Origin of the sequence: Bacillus testis (assembly GCF_001243895.1) — a bacterium.
Lineage (GTDB): Bacteria > Bacillota > Bacilli > Bacillales > DSM-1321 > Bacillus_AD > Bacillus_AD testis.
In genome coordinates this window covers 3,473,059-3,487,043 of the sequence record NZ_LN851186.1, presented here as the reverse complement: position 1 = coordinate 3,487,043, position 13,985 = coordinate 3,473,059, and the positions used below count along the sequence as shown (strand labels likewise).

Annotated in this window: 15 protein-coding genes and 2 riboswitches; of the genes, 14 read left to right on the top strand and 1 reads right to left on the bottom strand. The window is 43.0% G+C overall.

Annotated elements, in window-relative coordinates; genetic code table 11:
* Positions 1-33 precede the first annotated feature (33 nt).
* The 13 genes from gcvH (at position 34) to sufB (ending at position 12,313) form a co-directional block, all read left to right on the top strand.
* Positions 34-420 carry a glycine cleavage system protein GcvH gene (gcvH, locus tag BN1765_RS17365; protein WP_050616294.1) on the top strand — a complete coding sequence of 129 codons (387 nt, stop codon included), beginning with the start codon at positions 34-36 and terminating at the stop codon, positions 418-420.
* A 297-nt stretch (positions 421-717) separates the two neighbouring features.
* Positions 718-1,080, top strand: coding sequence for a toprim domain-containing protein (locus tag BN1765_RS17360; RefSeq protein WP_050616826.1), 363 nt, complete (start codon positions 718-720; stop codon positions 1,078-1,080).
* Between the two features lie 8 nt (positions 1,081-1,088).
* Positions 1,089-1,409, top strand: coding sequence for a thioredoxin family protein (locus BN1765_RS17355; RefSeq protein ID WP_050616293.1), 321 nt, complete (start codon positions 1,089-1,091; stop codon positions 1,407-1,409).
* A gap of 101 nt (positions 1,410-1,510) precedes the next feature.
* Positions 1,511-1,849, top strand: a complete 339-nt coding sequence (locus BN1765_RS17350) for an SCP2 sterol-binding domain-containing protein (protein WP_050616292.1) — start codon at positions 1,511-1,513, stop codon at positions 1,847-1,849.
* Positions 1,850-1,936: 87 nt separating this feature from the next.
* Positions 1,937-2,042: riboswitch (SAM riboswitch) on the top strand.
* Positions 2,043-2,121: 79 nt separating this feature from the next.
* Positions 2,122-3,444 carry an O-acetylhomoserine aminocarboxypropyltransferase/cysteine synthase family protein gene (locus tag BN1765_RS17345; RefSeq protein WP_050616291.1) on the top strand — a complete coding sequence of 441 codons (1,323 nt, stop codon included), beginning with the start codon at positions 2,122-2,124 and terminating at the stop codon, positions 3,442-3,444.
* 107 nt (positions 3,445-3,551) lie between these two features.
* Positions 3,552-3,661, top strand: a riboswitch (SAM riboswitch).
* 111 nt (positions 3,662-3,772) lie between these two features.
* Positions 3,773-4,801 carry a methionine ABC transporter ATP-binding protein gene (locus BN1765_RS17340; protein ID WP_050616290.1) on the top strand — a complete coding sequence of 343 codons (1,029 nt, stop codon included), beginning with the start codon at positions 3,773-3,775 and terminating at the stop codon, positions 4,799-4,801.
* Positions 4,794-5,462: a methionine ABC transporter permease gene (locus tag BN1765_RS17335; RefSeq protein WP_050616289.1), complete on the top strand. Its 669-nt coding sequence runs from the start codon at positions 4,794-4,796 to the stop codon at positions 5,460-5,462. Before BN1765_RS17340 ends, BN1765_RS17335 begins: the two co-directional genes overlap by 8 nt.
* A gap of 13 nt (positions 5,463-5,475) precedes the next feature.
* Positions 5,476-6,309 (top strand): MetQ/NlpA family ABC transporter substrate-binding protein, encoded by an 834-nt coding sequence (locus BN1765_RS17330; protein WP_050616288.1) that lies wholly within the window; start codon positions 5,476-5,478, stop codon positions 6,307-6,309.
* A 766-nt stretch (positions 6,310-7,075) separates the two neighbouring features.
* A complete protein-coding gene (gene sufC / locus BN1765_RS17325; RefSeq protein ID WP_050616287.1) occupies positions 7,076-7,864 on the top strand; it encodes a Fe-S cluster assembly ATPase SufC in 789 nt (262 codons plus the stop codon).
* 17 nt (positions 7,865-7,881) lie between these two features.
* A complete protein-coding gene (gene sufD, locus BN1765_RS17320; protein WP_050616286.1) occupies positions 7,882-9,186 on the top strand; it encodes a Fe-S cluster assembly protein SufD in 1,305 nt (434 codons plus the stop codon).
* A gap of 1 nt (position 9,187) precedes the next feature.
* Positions 9,188-10,417 carry a cysteine desulfurase gene (locus BN1765_RS17315; protein ID WP_050616285.1) on the top strand — a complete coding sequence of 410 codons (1,230 nt, stop codon included), beginning with the start codon at positions 9,188-9,190 and terminating at the stop codon, positions 10,415-10,417.
* Entirely contained in the window at positions 10,407-10,841 is a 435-nt protein-coding gene (gene sufU, locus BN1765_RS17310; RefSeq protein ID WP_050616284.1) for a Fe-S cluster assembly sulfur transfer protein SufU, read from the top strand. Before BN1765_RS17315 ends, sufU begins: the two co-directional genes overlap by 11 nt.
* Before the next feature lie 74 nt (positions 10,842-10,915).
* Positions 10,916-12,313, top strand: a complete 1,398-nt coding sequence (gene sufB, locus BN1765_RS17305) for a Fe-S cluster assembly protein SufB (RefSeq protein WP_050616283.1) — start codon at positions 10,916-10,918, stop codon at positions 12,311-12,313.
* Positions 12,314-12,491: 178 nt separating this feature from the next.
* Here sufB and BN1765_RS17300 read toward each other — a convergent pair whose 3' ends face one another.
* Positions 12,492-12,893: a DUF1259 domain-containing protein gene (locus BN1765_RS17300; protein ID WP_050616282.1), complete on the bottom strand. Its 402-nt coding sequence runs from the start codon at positions 12,891-12,893 to the stop codon at positions 12,492-12,494.
* Between the two features lie 200 nt (positions 12,894-13,093).
* Here BN1765_RS17300 and BN1765_RS17295 point away from each other — a divergent pair, with 200 nt between their 5' ends.
* Positions 13,094-13,942, top strand: a complete 849-nt coding sequence (locus BN1765_RS17295) for a DUF72 domain-containing protein (RefSeq protein ID WP_050616281.1) — start codon at positions 13,094-13,096, stop codon at positions 13,940-13,942.
* The last annotated feature ends 43 nt before the right edge of the window (positions 13,943-13,985 follow it).

Below are 13,985 nucleotides of genomic sequence, written 5' to 3'. Positions count from 1 at the left end.
ACCATACAAACATATATAGTGGAGGGATTTTTGATGGCAAACACACCAAAGGATTTGCGTTATTCAGAAGAACATGAATGGGTAAAAACAGAAGGTGATAAACTTCGCATCGGCATCACTGATTTTGCGCAATCAGAGCTTGGCGACATCGTATTCGTTGAGCTGCCGGAAGTAGGCACCAGCATTTCAGCTGATGAGCCTTTCGGAAGCGTTGAATCTGTTAAGACCGTTTCCGAATTATACGCACCTGTATCCGGTAAAATTGTTGAAGTGAACGAGGATTTGGACGATAATCCGGAATATGTGAATGAATCTTCCTATGATAAGGCTTGGATGATTGTCATTGAGCCAAGCGATGCATCTGAAATCGAAAACTTGATGACAGCTGAACAATATGAGGAAATGATCAACGAAGAGTAAGGTCTTCTCGAAAAAGTAGAGGCTGCAATAATGCAGCTTCTTTTTTTTCCTTTTCTTAAATGGGAGCTCATCCTCCTGCTTAGAGCACCGCTTATCATGCAAATAGATAATTAGCCTGTTTTCGGATATGTTATGTTTAAGGAATCTTTGCTGTTCGATTCTCTTGGCTTTTGAATCGGTAGCGGTCCGGCCTTAACAGAATAGGATTATAACGATGTGTTTAGCCAAGCGTCAGGTGCAGATCGATTAAATGCATTTGCCGGCATGTTTTCACTTCATAATAGACTGAAAAAGGTGATGATATTGGGTGATGTTCAGACAGAAAAAGTCCTGGTGGTTGAAGGGTCGTCCGATCGGAAAAAAGTTCAAAAAATATTGAATGAAGAGGTGGACATCCTTTGCACGAACGGGACGATTTCTTATCAGAAAATGGATTCTTTTGTAGATGAACTCTACGACAAAGATGTCTATATTCTGACGGATAGCGACGAATCCGGTGACAAACTGAGAAAACAATTCAAGCGGGAGATTCCCAATGCGCGCCACCTCTATATAGATAGAACATACAGGGAAGTGGCGGCGGCCCCTGATTATCATATTGCGGCGGTGTTGCTGGGGGCCAATTTTGCGATCCACACGGAATATTTATATAAAGGATGAAGGTAGAAATGGAAGAATGGAATGGGGAAGAACTGCAGAAGCGGATTGATGGCGGAGACCGGTTCTGCCTCTACATGTACACGCCATTATGCGGTACTTGCCAAGTGGCATCTAAAATGCTGTTGGTCATTGAAGAATTGCTCCCTGATGCAGCCATTGGTAAAAGCAATGCCAATTATATTGAACAGACAGCCCTTAAGTATCAGGTGGAAAGCGTTCCGTGCCTGTTGTTTTTTAAACATGGAGAGCTGACGGATAAATTGTACGCCTTTCAGTCTGTTCCATACTTGTTGGAACGTCTGAAAAAGCATTTTGCAGAGGAAGTCTGAATAATCGACATCGCTGAAATACTTGTCGAGCGTTTATTAAAGGTTTTATGGTGCCAACGTTGTATTTCTTTTATAAAGAGGACTGGAAAGGAGTGGCGGCGTTGGACCATATTTTACAATCAATGATGCATACATTGGAGGAGAGGCAGCAGCTGCATGTTTTACTGAGGAAGGCCCACACAATGGTTGTTTTTTCGTCTGAAACAGGAAAGTGGCATCTCTTTCTTTCAAATAGAGAGGTTCATACACATTATACGGATAAAGGTACCTATCGGGTTTCCATTATAGGGGAAGAAGAAGATCTCCTTAAAATTATCAAGGGAACAGCATCTCTGCGGCAGCTGCAGAAACAGAACAAAGTGAAGCTGCAGGGAAATTACCGCCAGATTCTGTTGTTGGAAGCAATCCTTTTACTAAGCTCTGAACGAGAAGTAGTTTGATTATTTTAAATTTTAAAAATAAAGCATTGACTTATACGGATGGAAAGTGATATATTTCCATTTAAGTTGATGAAATAAATCAGAATTATCTTATCAAGAGTGGTGGAGGGAGCGGCCCTGTGAAGCCCGGCAACCGGCATGGATATGCACGGTGCCAAATCCAGCGGAATGAATAGTTCCGCAAAGATGAGAAGATCGTACGTCAGGGCTTCTTCTCTTTGAAGAAGCTTTTTGTCATGGACAAAAGAGAGAGGGTTAGGGAGGAAAAACGGATGAGCGATAAAAAGTATCGGTTTGAAACAGTAAGTATACATGGCGGCTTGCGGGCCGATCCAGTAACGGGAGCTCGTTCTGCCCCCATTTATCAAAGCAATGCCTATTTATTCAAGGACAGCGAACATGCGGCTAATCTTTTTGGGCTCAAGGAACCCGGATATATCTATTCTAGAATCCACAATCCGACCGTCTCTGTGTTTGAAGAACGTATGGCACAGCTGGAAGGCGGAATAGGCGCATTGGGCGTATCTAGCGGCATGGCTGCTATTACGCTGGCCATCCTTAATATTGCCGGAGCCGGCGATGAAATCGTAGCAGCTTCTAATTTGTATGGAGGAACATTCAACCTCCTGGCCAATACACTTCCCAAATATGGCATAAAAGCTAAGTTGGTCGAGCCTGATCAGCCGGAAAATTTCCGCTCTGCCATCACGCCGAAGACGAAAGCCATTTTTGCTGAAACAATAGGGAATCCAAGCCTTCATGTCCTGGATATTGAGAAAGTGGCAGAAATCGCTCACGAGAATGGGATTCCACTAATTGTTGATAATACTCTTGCCACGCCATATCTCTGCAAGCCGATTGATTTTGGTGCGGATATTGTTGTCCATTCCGCGACTAAGTGGCTGCTTGGCAATGGCACAACGCTTGGAGGAATCATAGTGGACGGCGGAAAATTTGACTGGGGCTCTGGCAAGTTTCCTGGCTTTACTACCCCAGATCCAAGCTATCATGACATGGTGTTTGCCGAAACGCATGGCGAAGCCGCCTATATCGTAAAGGCAAGAGTACAATTGCTGCGTGATTTGGGTCCGGCGCTGTCCCCTTTCAATGCCTTTCAATTTACGTTGGGATTGGAGACCTTGCATGTAAGAATGAAAGAGCATGTAGCCAATACAAAACGAATCGTCGAATATTTAAAAGGCCACCCCGCAGTCGAGTGGGTTCTTTATCCAGGGGACAGCGGCCACCCGAATAAAGCGCTGGCGGACCATTACCTGCCAAAAGGAGCGGGAGCAGTTGTTGTATTCGGCATAGAGGGAGGAAGAGAAGCGGGAGCAGCCCTTATTAATTCGATCCAGTTGTGGAGCCATGTGGCCAATGTGGGAGATGCCAAAAGCCTGATCATCCATCCGGCGTCCACTACCCACCAGCAACTGGGCGAGGAAGAACTGAAGCTTTCCGGAGTAAGCGAGGATCTAGTCCGTTTATCGATTGGAATCGAACATGTCGACGATTTGATTGAAGAACTGGAAAAGGCCATTGAAGCAGCAACGGGCAAGACATCAGTGCCAAATGAAGTCCTATTAACAGACTAAAAAAGCATATGGCATGCCAAAAGCTTCATTGACAGTATTTTTATATAATGATAGAATCACATTAACTTATTCATTGTAAACAATTAAATTAAATAAATATTGCGAAGCTCTTATCAAGAGAGGTGGAGGGATGTGCCCGATGAAACCCGGCAACCGTCAAAATATTTTTGAAATGGTGCCAATTCACACAAAGCAAAAATGCTTTGGTAGATGAGAGAAAGGTCCCTGTTTCTATTCATGCCTTTCTGCTCATTTTTGCAGAAAGGCTTTTATTATTTTAGAGAAACATTTTAAGGGAATGTGAGTAGTTACAAAGAGGTGATTGATCATGATAAAAATAGATAACGTAACAAAGATATTCACGGGTAAATCCGGTTCTTCATTAAAGGCTGTTGATTCAGTATCAATCGATATTGACGCTGGCGAGATATTTGGGGTCATCGGATACAGCGGCGCCGGGAAAAGTACACTGATCCGGATGTTGAATGGCTTGGAAGTGCCTACAGAAGGAAGTATAACGGTTGGGGAGCACATCATTTCATCAGCGAAAGGAGCACAACTTCGAAAAGCAAGGCATGAAATTGGAATGATCTTTCAGCATTTCAACTTATTATGGTCCAGAACGGTCCGCGAAAATATCGCTTTTCCGCTTGAAATTGCCGGTGTTCCTGCAAAGCAGCGCTTGGCGCGTGTCGATGAGCTGATCAGTCTTGTAGGCCTTGAAGGCAGAGGAGATGCCTATCCTTCGCAGTTAAGTGGAGGGCAGAAACAGCGTGTTGGCATAGCCCGCGCTTTGGCCAATAATCCCAAAGTGCTTTTATGCGATGAAGCAACTTCGGCTCTTGATCCGCAAACAACCGATAGTATCCTCGAATTATTGGTCGATATTAATCAGAAATTGAATTTAACGATTGTTCTCATCACTCATGAAATGCATGTCATCCAAAAAATCTGCCATCGGGTAGCGGTGATGGAAGCTGGCCGGGTTGTGGAATTGGGCGATGTGCTGGATGTCTTCAAAAATCCTCAGGCGCCGATCACCAAACGGTTTGTTGAGCAATTGACCGATCCGGAAGACACACAGGAGGCAATTGATAACTTATTGAAAAAATTCCCTTCGGGGCATGTGGTGAAGCTTACGTTTGTCGGCGATGATACAGATCAGCCTGTGGTGAGCCAGTTAATCCGCGAGTTCGCTTTTGATATTAACATCATCGAGGGAAAAATTGCCCAGACACAGAAAGGATCGTATGGAACACTGTTCCTGCATATAGACGGAAGTGCTCCCGAACTGCAGCAGGCTATTGACTTCCTGCAAAAACGTAGAGTGGGCGTGGAGGTGATTACACATGAATGATTCATTTTTTCAGAACTTGGATTGGGATGTGATGTGGGAGGCAACATATGAAACACTGTTCATGTCCGCAATCTCGTTATTATTCGTATTTATAGTAGGAGTCGCTTTAGGGCTGATTTTATTTTTAACATCAAAAGGAAATTTGTGGCAAAATCGGCTGGTTTACGGAATTGTCGGTGCTTACGTGAATATATTCCGAAGCATACCGTTCATTATATTGATTGTCCTTTTAATCCCATTCACAAAATCATTGATGGGAACAATGATTGGGGCCAAGGCTGCGCTTCCCGCTCTGATCATCGGAACAGCCCCTTTTTATGCGCGGATGGTTGAAATTGCTCTCCGTGAAATAGATAAGGGTGTCATTGAAGCAGCAAAAGCGATGGGTGCCAAAACAAGTACAATCATATGGAGTGTCTTATTGCCTGAAGCCAAACCGGCCATCATTTCAGGCATTACCGTAACAGCAATTGCCTTGATTGGATCCACAGCCATGGCAGGTGTCGTCGGTGCGGGCGGCCTGGGTAATGTGGCTTACCTTGAAGGATATCAACGAGGCCAATCAGATGTAACCCTGGTGGCGACAGTCATCACATTGGTGATTGTCTTCATCGTTCAGTTTATCGGTGATTTCTTCACTCGTATAACAGATAAAAGATAAAGGAGAGAATAAAATGAAGAAACGCATTAGTTTACTATTTGTTCTAGCTTTAACTCTATTGTTGGCAGCATGCGGTACAAGTGACAAAGATGATAAATCTTCATCAGGTGACAATCCTAAGTTGACTGTCGGAGCCACAAACGTGCCTCATGCCGAAATTCTTGAAGAAGCAAAACCGTTGCTTGAGAAAAAAGGAATCGATCTGAAAATCGTTAAGTACAATGATTATGTAATGCCGAATAAAGCATTGGCTGAAAAAGATTTGGATGCCAACTACTTCCAACACATCCCATATCTTGAGCTTCAAAATAAAGAAAACAATTACGGCTTTGTCAATGCAGGCGGTATCCATATTGAACCGATCGGCATCTATTCTAAAAAATATAAGAAGCTGACAGATTTGCCGAAAGGCGCTGAAATCATCATGAGTTCTTCAGTAGCCGACCACGGCCGCGTTTTATCGTTACTGGAAGCTAAAGGATTGATCAAGCTAAAAGAGGGTATTGATAAAACCGCTGCAACGGTGAAGGATATTGTCGACAATCCAAAAAAACTTAAGTTCAAAACAGACATCGATGCACCACTTTTAACACAGGTCTATAAGAATGACGAAGGCGACGCTGTTGCCATCAACAGCAACTTTGCAATTGATGGCGGGCTAAACCCGCTTAAAGACTCCATTGCCATTGAAGGATCTGAATCTCCATACGTAAATGTGATTGCTGTCCGTAAAGAAGACAAAGACAATAAAGATATTCAAACGCTGGTGGATGTTCTTCATTCAAAGGAAATCCAAGACTTCATTAAAGATAAATATAAAGGTGCAGTAGTGCCTGTATCCGAATAAGCAGTTAAGGGATCCGGTTGTCCGGGTCTCTTTTTTTAGAGTAAAATAGGCCTCTATTCTCATTTGAATAACAATCATTCTCAATGTGGTGATTGCTGTCCGCTTTTCATATGGGATGCTTTGGATGCTTATATGGAAGGATTCACGAGTATATGTAAGGCCTAGTATTTATTTTTCCTGCTATTCATGCTCAAGATGATTAGCTTCCGTATATGCGGGTATATACAGTTTGTAGGCAACATGAATAAAGTGTTATCCTAATAAACGACAAAGCGTTAGGAGCTAACGCATAAAAGAAAGGATTGGTTCATTATTAACTCTCATGAGTTGGATTTGAATGTGACAAGTGAAATGGAAAAGGCGATGCAATCTTCTCACGGAGTAGGCTATGACGTTTACAGCCGGAACTTGGACGTAAGGATGCGTGTTGAGAGAAAGAGAGAAAGAAGCTACGCTCAAAGTCATCAAATCTTGAATGAATACAGTCGGCGGGTATTTAAATAAGTTGGAGAAAAAAACCAGATGCTTTTATTATCTGGTTTTTTTACTTCTTGCGCATAATGGAGTAGTATACATATAGAAGAAAAAATAAAAGTATGTTAATCGGCCTGGGAACACTGGCAGAATATGCACTATCGGCACAGTGATTAAGAAGGCATAATTAGTTGATTCTACTTTTCATTTGTTATAATATTGTAATGAGAATAAAGTGAGAATAAGTTTTTGAAATATATTTACTATATATGACATTGTTGGAGGTATAAATATGACACGTTCTACATTGAAAGTGAAAGATCTGCACGTTGCCATCGAGGATAAGGAAATCCTAAAAGGGGTAGACCTTGAAGTTAGCGGCGGAGAAATCCATGTAATCATGGGACCGAACGGAACTGGTAAATCTACCTTATCATCTGCTATTATGGGGCATCCTAAATATGAAGTTACAAGTGGAAGCGTTACATTAGATGGCGAAGACGTATTGGAAATGGAAGTTGACGAGCGCGCTCAAGCAGGCTTGTTTCTTGCTATGCAATACCCAAGTGAAATCTCCGGCGTAACCAATGCTGACTTCTTGCGTTCCGCAATCAACAGCCGCCGTGAAGAAGGCGATGAGATTTCCCTCATGAAATTCATCCGCGAAATGGACAAGAAAATGGAATTCCTTGAAATGGATCCAGATATGGCCCAACGTTATTTGAATGAAGGTTTCTCAGGCGGAGAGAAAAAACGTAATGAAATCCTTCAATTAATGATGATTAAACCGAAGATTGCCATCCTTGACGAAATCGACTCCGGTTTAGACATCGATGCTCTAAAAGTTGTTTCTAAGGGCGTAAATGAAATGCGCAGCGAAGATTTCGGATGCTTGATTATCACCCACTATCAACGCCTGTTGAACTATATCACTCCTGATTACATCCACGTTATGATGCAAGGCCGCATCGTTAAATCAGGCGGTCCAGAACTTGCACAACGTCTGGAAGCTGAAGGATATGACTGGATCAAGAAAGAACTAGGTATTGAAGAAGACGAAACTGAAGGCCAAGAAGCGTAAGTGCTGGGGGGATTTCGATGACTACAGAATTGAAACTATCAATTGGAAAAGACGCGGTCAGCGCTTATTCCAAACAAAATAATGAACCGTCATGGCTTACGGAATTACGAGAAGATGCTTTCGAAAAAGCAGCTTCTCTAGAAATGCCGAAGCCTGACAAGACCAAGATCAATAGCTGGAACTTTACGGACTTTCCTGCACACGCAGTCGAAAGCTCTGTCTATGGTTCAATCGATGAATTGCCTGCGGATGTAAAAAACATCGTCGGCACAAACGAGAACCATAATGTATATATTCAACGCAACAATACACCAGCATTTTCTTCTGTGTCGGATAAATTGAAGGAACAAGGTGTGATTTTCACTGATATATTTACTGCAGCAAGAGAGCACAGCGATTTGCTGCAAAAATATTTCATGACAAAAGCCATTAAAGTTGATGAGCATCGTTTGACTGCTCTACATGCTGCATTAATGAACGGGGGGGCTTTCATTTACGTTCCTAAAAACGTAGAAGTGAAGGAACCTTTACAGGCTATTTTTATCCGCGACAACCAGGAAGCTTCTCTATTCAACCACGTACTGATTGTGGCTGAGGAAAGCAGCCAGGTGACATATGTAGAGAATTACTTCTCCACTGTGGAAGGCGCAGGATTGGTTAATATCGCTTCTGAAGTGATTGCCGGCGATAATGCGAAAATTGTTTACGGAGCGGTTGATACATTAACCAAAGATGTTGTAACCTATGTAAACCGACGCGGTGTGGCAGCTGCAAATGCAAAAATCGAGTGGGCATTAGGTTTGATGAATGATGGAGATACCATTTCCGAAAACATTACGAACCTGGTCGGTGATGGTTCACATGCTGATTCGAAGACGGTTGTAGTCGGACGCGGCGAACAAAAACAGAATTTCACAACAAGCATTGTCCACTGGGGCAAGAATTCTGAAGGCTATATTCTGAAGCATGGTGTAATGAAGGACAGTGCTTCATCCATCTTCAACGGAATCGGCAAGATTGAGCATGGCGCAACCAAGGCGAATGCCGAACAGGAATCACGTGTCCTAATGTTGAGCGAAAAGGCGCGCGGAGACGCCAACCCAGCCCTTTTGATCGATGAGGATGATGTAACGGCAGGCCATGCAGCATCTGTTGGGCGTGTAGACCCTGTCCAACTATACTATCTAATGAGCCGAGGCATTCCAAAAGCGGAAGCTGAACGCTTAATTATTCACGGATTCCTTGCACCGGTTGTCAACCAGCTTCCAATTGAAGAAGTGAAGAAACAATTGGTCGAGGTAATTGAAAGGAAAGTTCGATAATATGAACCCAAGTGAAATTCGTAAGCAGTTTCCGATTCTTGATCAAGAAGTCAATGGAGAGCCGTTGGTGTATTTGGATTCAGCAGCGACTTCACAAAAGCCTCAATCAGTGATCGATACTATCGACCAATATTATGAAGGTTACAACTCTAATGTCCACAGGGGTGTCCATACCCTTGGGACAAGAGCTACAGACGGATATGAAGGCGCCCGGGAAAAGGTGCGCAAATTCATAAACGCAGCTTCAACTGAAGAAATTATCTTTACAAAAGGAACGACTGCTTCCCTTAACCTAGTGGCTGCCAGCTACGGCCGGTCCACTATAAAAAAAGGGGACGAAATCGTTATTTCCCAAATGGAACACCACAGCAATATCATCCCATGGCAACAGTTGGCCCTGCAGACAGGTGCCACGCTGAAGTATATTCCATTGCAGGAGGATGGCACCATTTCCCTTGAGGAAGTGAAGAAGACCATTTCTCCAGCAACCAAGATTGTATCGATGGCCCATGTATCGAATGTACTGGGTGTCATCAACCCAATCAAGGAAGTTGCCGAGATTGCCCATGAAAATGGGGCAGTTATGGTAGTGGACGGCGCACAGGGAGCTCCACACATCAAAATGGATGTACAGGATATAAACTGTGATTTCTATGCCTTTTCCGGCCATAAAATGTGCGGGCCTACCGGTATAGGTGTTCTTTACGGGAAAAAAGAATTGCTTGAAGAGATGCCTCCAATTGAATTTGGCGGAGAAATGATTGATTTCGTTGATCTGTATGATTCAACATGGAAGGAACTCCCTTGGAAATTCGAAGGCGGGACACCAATCATTGCAGGGGCGATCGGATTGGGTGCAGCCATTGATTTCCTTGAAAGCATTGGGCTAGATGAAATTGAAAAGCATGAACATAAACTGGCTGATTATGCGTTGAAGCGGATGTCTGAAATTGAAGGCATCACCATCTACGGGCCTAAGGATAGTTCGCAACGGGCAGGTGTCATTACCTTTAACCTGGAGGATGTCCATCCGCATGACGTCGCAACTGTGCTGGATGCGGAAGGCATTGCCATCCGGGCCGGACACCATTGTGCGCAGCCTTTGATGAGATGGTTGAAAGCTTCGGCAACAGCAAGAGCCAGCTTTTATCTTTACAATACAGAAGAAGATATTGATAAGCTCGTAGAGGGGCTTATCAAAACAAAGGAGTATTTCTCTAATGTCTTTTAGTAATTTAGATAATCTTTATCGCCAGGTCATTATGGATCACTATAAGAATCCCCGCAATAAGGGATCTTTGGATGAAGGCAGCCTGACAATCGATATGAATAACCCTACGTGCGGCGACCGTATCCATCTTACTTTAAAAGTAGAGGACGGCAAGGTGGCTGATGCCAAGTTCGACGGAGAAGGCTGTTCAATCTCGATGTCATCGGCTTCCATGATGACTCAGGCGATTAAAGGCAAAGATATTGAAACGGCGCTTCATATGTCTGAATCCTTCTCTGATATGATGCAAGGAAAAGACTATAAGTTTGAAGAAGATGATCTTGAAGATATAGAAGCATTGCAGGGAGTCTCTAAGTTTCCAGCCCGTATCAAGTGTGCGACACTTGCTTGGAAGGCGATGGAAAAAGGTTTGAAAGAGCAATAAGATTATCAGCATCCATCTAGGAAAGGAAAGAACAATGTTTCCAGGATGGACTGTGAAATGGAGGGATTCGTCCAATGGCAAAAAAAATGCCAGAAATCGGTGATTATAAATACGGATTTTCCGACCGTGACGTTAGTATTTTCCGTTCGAAGCGCGGACTTACGAAAGAGATTGTTGAAGAAATCTCAAAAATGAAGAATGAACCTCAATGGATGCTTGATTTCCGTTTGAAATCATTGGAGTACTTTTATAAAATGCCTATGCCGCAATGGGGCGGGGATTTATCCGGTTTGAATTTCGATGAGATTACGTATTACGTTAAGCCATCTGAGAAATCGGAAAAATCTTGGGATGAAGTGCCTGATGAAATCAAGCAAACATTCGATAAACTGGGCATTCCGGAAGCAGAGCAAAAATACCTTGCCGGCGTATCTGCCCAATACGAATCTGAAGTTGTCTATCATAACATGAAGGAAGAGCTTGAAGAACAAGGAATCATCTTCAAGGATACAGACTCCGCTCTCCGCGAAAACGAAGATATTTTCCGCGAGCATTGGGCGACTGTCATTCCGCCAACGGATAACAAGTTCGCAGCGCTTAACTCAGCAGTTTGGTCAGGCGGATCTTTCATTTATGTGCCTAAGGGCGTGAAATTGGATACGCCGCTGCAAGCATACTTCCGTATCAACTCTGAAAACATGGGCCAATTCGAGCGTACGCTGATCATCGTTGATGAAGGAGCAAGCGTGCATTATGTAGAAGGATGTACAGCTCCTGTATATACAACAAATTCATTGCATAGTGCTGTAGTTGAGATCATCATCAAGAAGGATGCATACTGCCGCTATACAACCATCCAAAACTGGGCAAATAACGTATATAATCTCGTTACGAAGCGTGCAACATGTGATGCAAACGCAACAATGGAATGGATTGACGGAAATATCGGTTCTAAATTGACGATGAAATATCCAGCTGTTCTTCTTAAAGGCGAAGGGGCAAGAGGTTTAACATTATCTATTGCGATTGCCGGCAAAGGGCAACACCAGGATGCTGGTGCTAAAATGATCCATTTGGCGCCAAATACATCTTCAACGATTGTATCCAAATCCATCTCCAAGCATGGCGGAAAAGTAACGTACCGCGGAATCGTTCACTTTGGACGCAAAGCGGATGGAGCTCGTTCCAACATTGAATGTGATACATTGATTATGGATAATCAATCAACTTCTGATACGATTCCTTATAATGAAATCCTGAATGATAATATCTCTTTGGAACATGAAGCAAAAGTTTCGAAGGTTTCTGAAGAGCAATTATTCTATTTGATGAGCCGAGGCATTTCAGAGCAAGAAGCGACTGAAATGATCGTTATGGGCTTCATCGAGCCATTCACTAAAGAACTTCCAATGGAATATGCAGTTGAAATGAACCGCTTGATTAAATTCGAGATGGAAGGTTCTATTGGATAATTTGATTTTAACCACGAAAAGGCATATGAAATGTTTTCATTTCATATGCCTTTTTTTTCGTGCTAACAAGTGTTAAGAATTGGAGATCAATCTACTGTAAGAATCCGGTTGGTTCAACTAGCGGGTGGTGAGGGACAATTCTCGCCGACCAAAGAAAATAGGACCTTAAAAAGTCTGCTTATTTCTTTAATACTCTAAATGCTCTTCTTATCTTTCTGGCAAATTCCAGTGGCGGCTCAATGGATTCAAAGTGCATATACATGGCACGCGGGTGGTCGAATAGCCAGTGGTTATGAACAGCGGTTACAATAATGTCCATTTTTCGCAGTTCAGTCAATAAAGGATTGATTTCTGATTGCAAAAGAACCGTTTCCCCTAAATTCAAAGCATTTCCCTGACGGTCCAATTGCTCAAATGAAAAAAATTGAGGATTGACCAACGGAGACTTTGTATGGCGTCCGAGAATCTTGAAGTCTATATTGCGAAATTTTTGTACTAAACAAACCCCATTTCGATCCAGGCTTCCTTGCCCGCCGAGTATTCTAGCAAATTCTTGGCAAAGTTGATTTTTAGAGCTCATTCTGCCCATTCCTTTCTGTCGTACACTTGAAGAAAATAATATCCTCTGCTTTTTAGCATATGCTAGTCCAATCACTTTTGTTTAGAGGGAAAGGGCCCTTTTTCCTAAGTAAGGATTTAAAATTACGAAGCGCAGGATTTGAGCTTTCTGATTTTTCCTATGATAAAATGACAGTAATAGAGGATAGGAAGTGATTAGGGATGATCTATATTGGTGTGACAGGTTGGGGAGACCATGAATTCCTTTATGGACATAAACTTCCTGCCCGAGACCGGTTAAAGGGATATGCTGAGCATTTTCCCATCGTTGAGGTGGATACAGCTTTCTATGCCATTCAACCCCGAAGAAACAGTGAAAAGTGGATCCGTGAAACGCCTGATGGTTTCCAATTTATCGTTAAGGCTTATCAAGGGATGACGGGCCATAGCAGAGGGAAAATTCCTTTTGACAGCAAAGAAGCTATGTTTGCGGCTTTTAGGGAATCCCTGCTTCCTTATATAGAGAATGATTGCCTTGCGATGGTCTTGTTCCAGTTTCCGCCTTGGTTTCAATGCACTAAGGAAAATGTCACTTATTTAAGATGGTGCAAATTGCAAATGGGGGATATTCCCCTAGCGCTTGAATTCAGAAACCAGACTTGGTTCAGTGAAGAATACCGCGATAAGACGCTTCAGTTTATGAGGGAAGAGGGCTGGATTCATTGTATTTGCGATGAACCCCAGGCAGGTGAGGGATCGGTTCCACTTGTTTTACAGGCAACCGATAGGGGCAAAGCCTTTATCCGCATGCATGGCCGCAATGTTTACGGTTGGAATAAGCCTGCTAACGGGGAGAATTGGCGGGCTGTCCGTTTCTTATATAAATATAATGAAAAAGAACTTCAAGAATGGAAGGAATATCTCCAACTGCTGCAAAACCAAACGAATGATATCTACATGGTTTTTAACAATAATTCTGGAGGGGACGCGGCGTTAAATGCCAAACAGATGATTGACATGCTGGGCATTACCTATACACAGCTGGCCCCCAGACAATTGGACTTATTCTAGAAAAACAGGGCGTGAAACAAACGTTTGATTTTACACCTGACTG

Bases quoted from the DNA above. Each gene is read 5' to 3' on its own strand.
- BN1765_RS17330 (WP_050616288.1), top strand. From the start codon at position 5,476: ATGAAGAAACGCATTAGTTTACTATTTGTTCTAGCTTTAACTCTATTG.
- BN1765_RS17345 (WP_050616291.1), top strand. From the start codon at position 2,122: ATGAGCGATAAAAAGTATCGGTTTGAAACAGTAAGTATACATGGCGGC.
- sufC (WP_050616287.1), top strand. From the start codon at position 7,076: ATGACACGTTCTACATTGAAAGTGAAAGATCTGCACGTTGCCATCGAG.
- BN1765_RS17300 (WP_050616282.1), bottom strand. From the start codon at position 12,893: ATGAGCTCTAAAAATCAACTTTGCCAAGAATTTGCTAGAATACTCGGC.
- BN1765_RS17360 (WP_050616826.1), top strand. From the start codon at position 718: ATGATATTGGGTGATGTTCAGACAGAAAAAGTCCTGGTGGTTGAAGGG.
- sufU (WP_050616284.1), top strand. From the start codon at position 10,407: ATGTCTTTTAGTAATTTAGATAATCTTTATCGCCAGGTCATTATGGAT.
- BN1765_RS17340 (WP_050616290.1), top strand. From the start codon at position 3,773: ATGATAAAAATAGATAACGTAACAAAGATATTCACGGGTAAATCCGGT.
- BN1765_RS17335 (WP_050616289.1), top strand. From the start codon at position 4,794: ATGAATGATTCATTTTTTCAGAACTTGGATTGGGATGTGATGTGGGAG.
- BN1765_RS17355 (WP_050616293.1), top strand. From the start codon at position 1,089: ATGGAAGAATGGAATGGGGAAGAACTGCAGAAGCGGATTGATGGCGGA.
- sufB (WP_050616283.1), top strand. From the start codon at position 10,916: ATGGCAAAAAAAATGCCAGAAATCGGTGATTATAAATACGGATTTTCC.
- gcvH (WP_050616294.1), top strand. From the start codon at position 34: ATGGCAAACACACCAAAGGATTTGCGTTATTCAGAAGAACATGAATGG.
- BN1765_RS17315 (WP_050616285.1), top strand. From the start codon at position 9,188: ATGAACCCAAGTGAAATTCGTAAGCAGTTTCCGATTCTTGATCAAGAA.
- BN1765_RS17295 (WP_050616281.1), top strand. From the start codon at position 13,094: ATGATCTATATTGGTGTGACAGGTTGGGGAGACCATGAATTCCTTTAT.
- sufD (WP_050616286.1), top strand. From the start codon at position 7,882: ATGACTACAGAATTGAAACTATCAATTGGAAAAGACGCGGTCAGCGCT.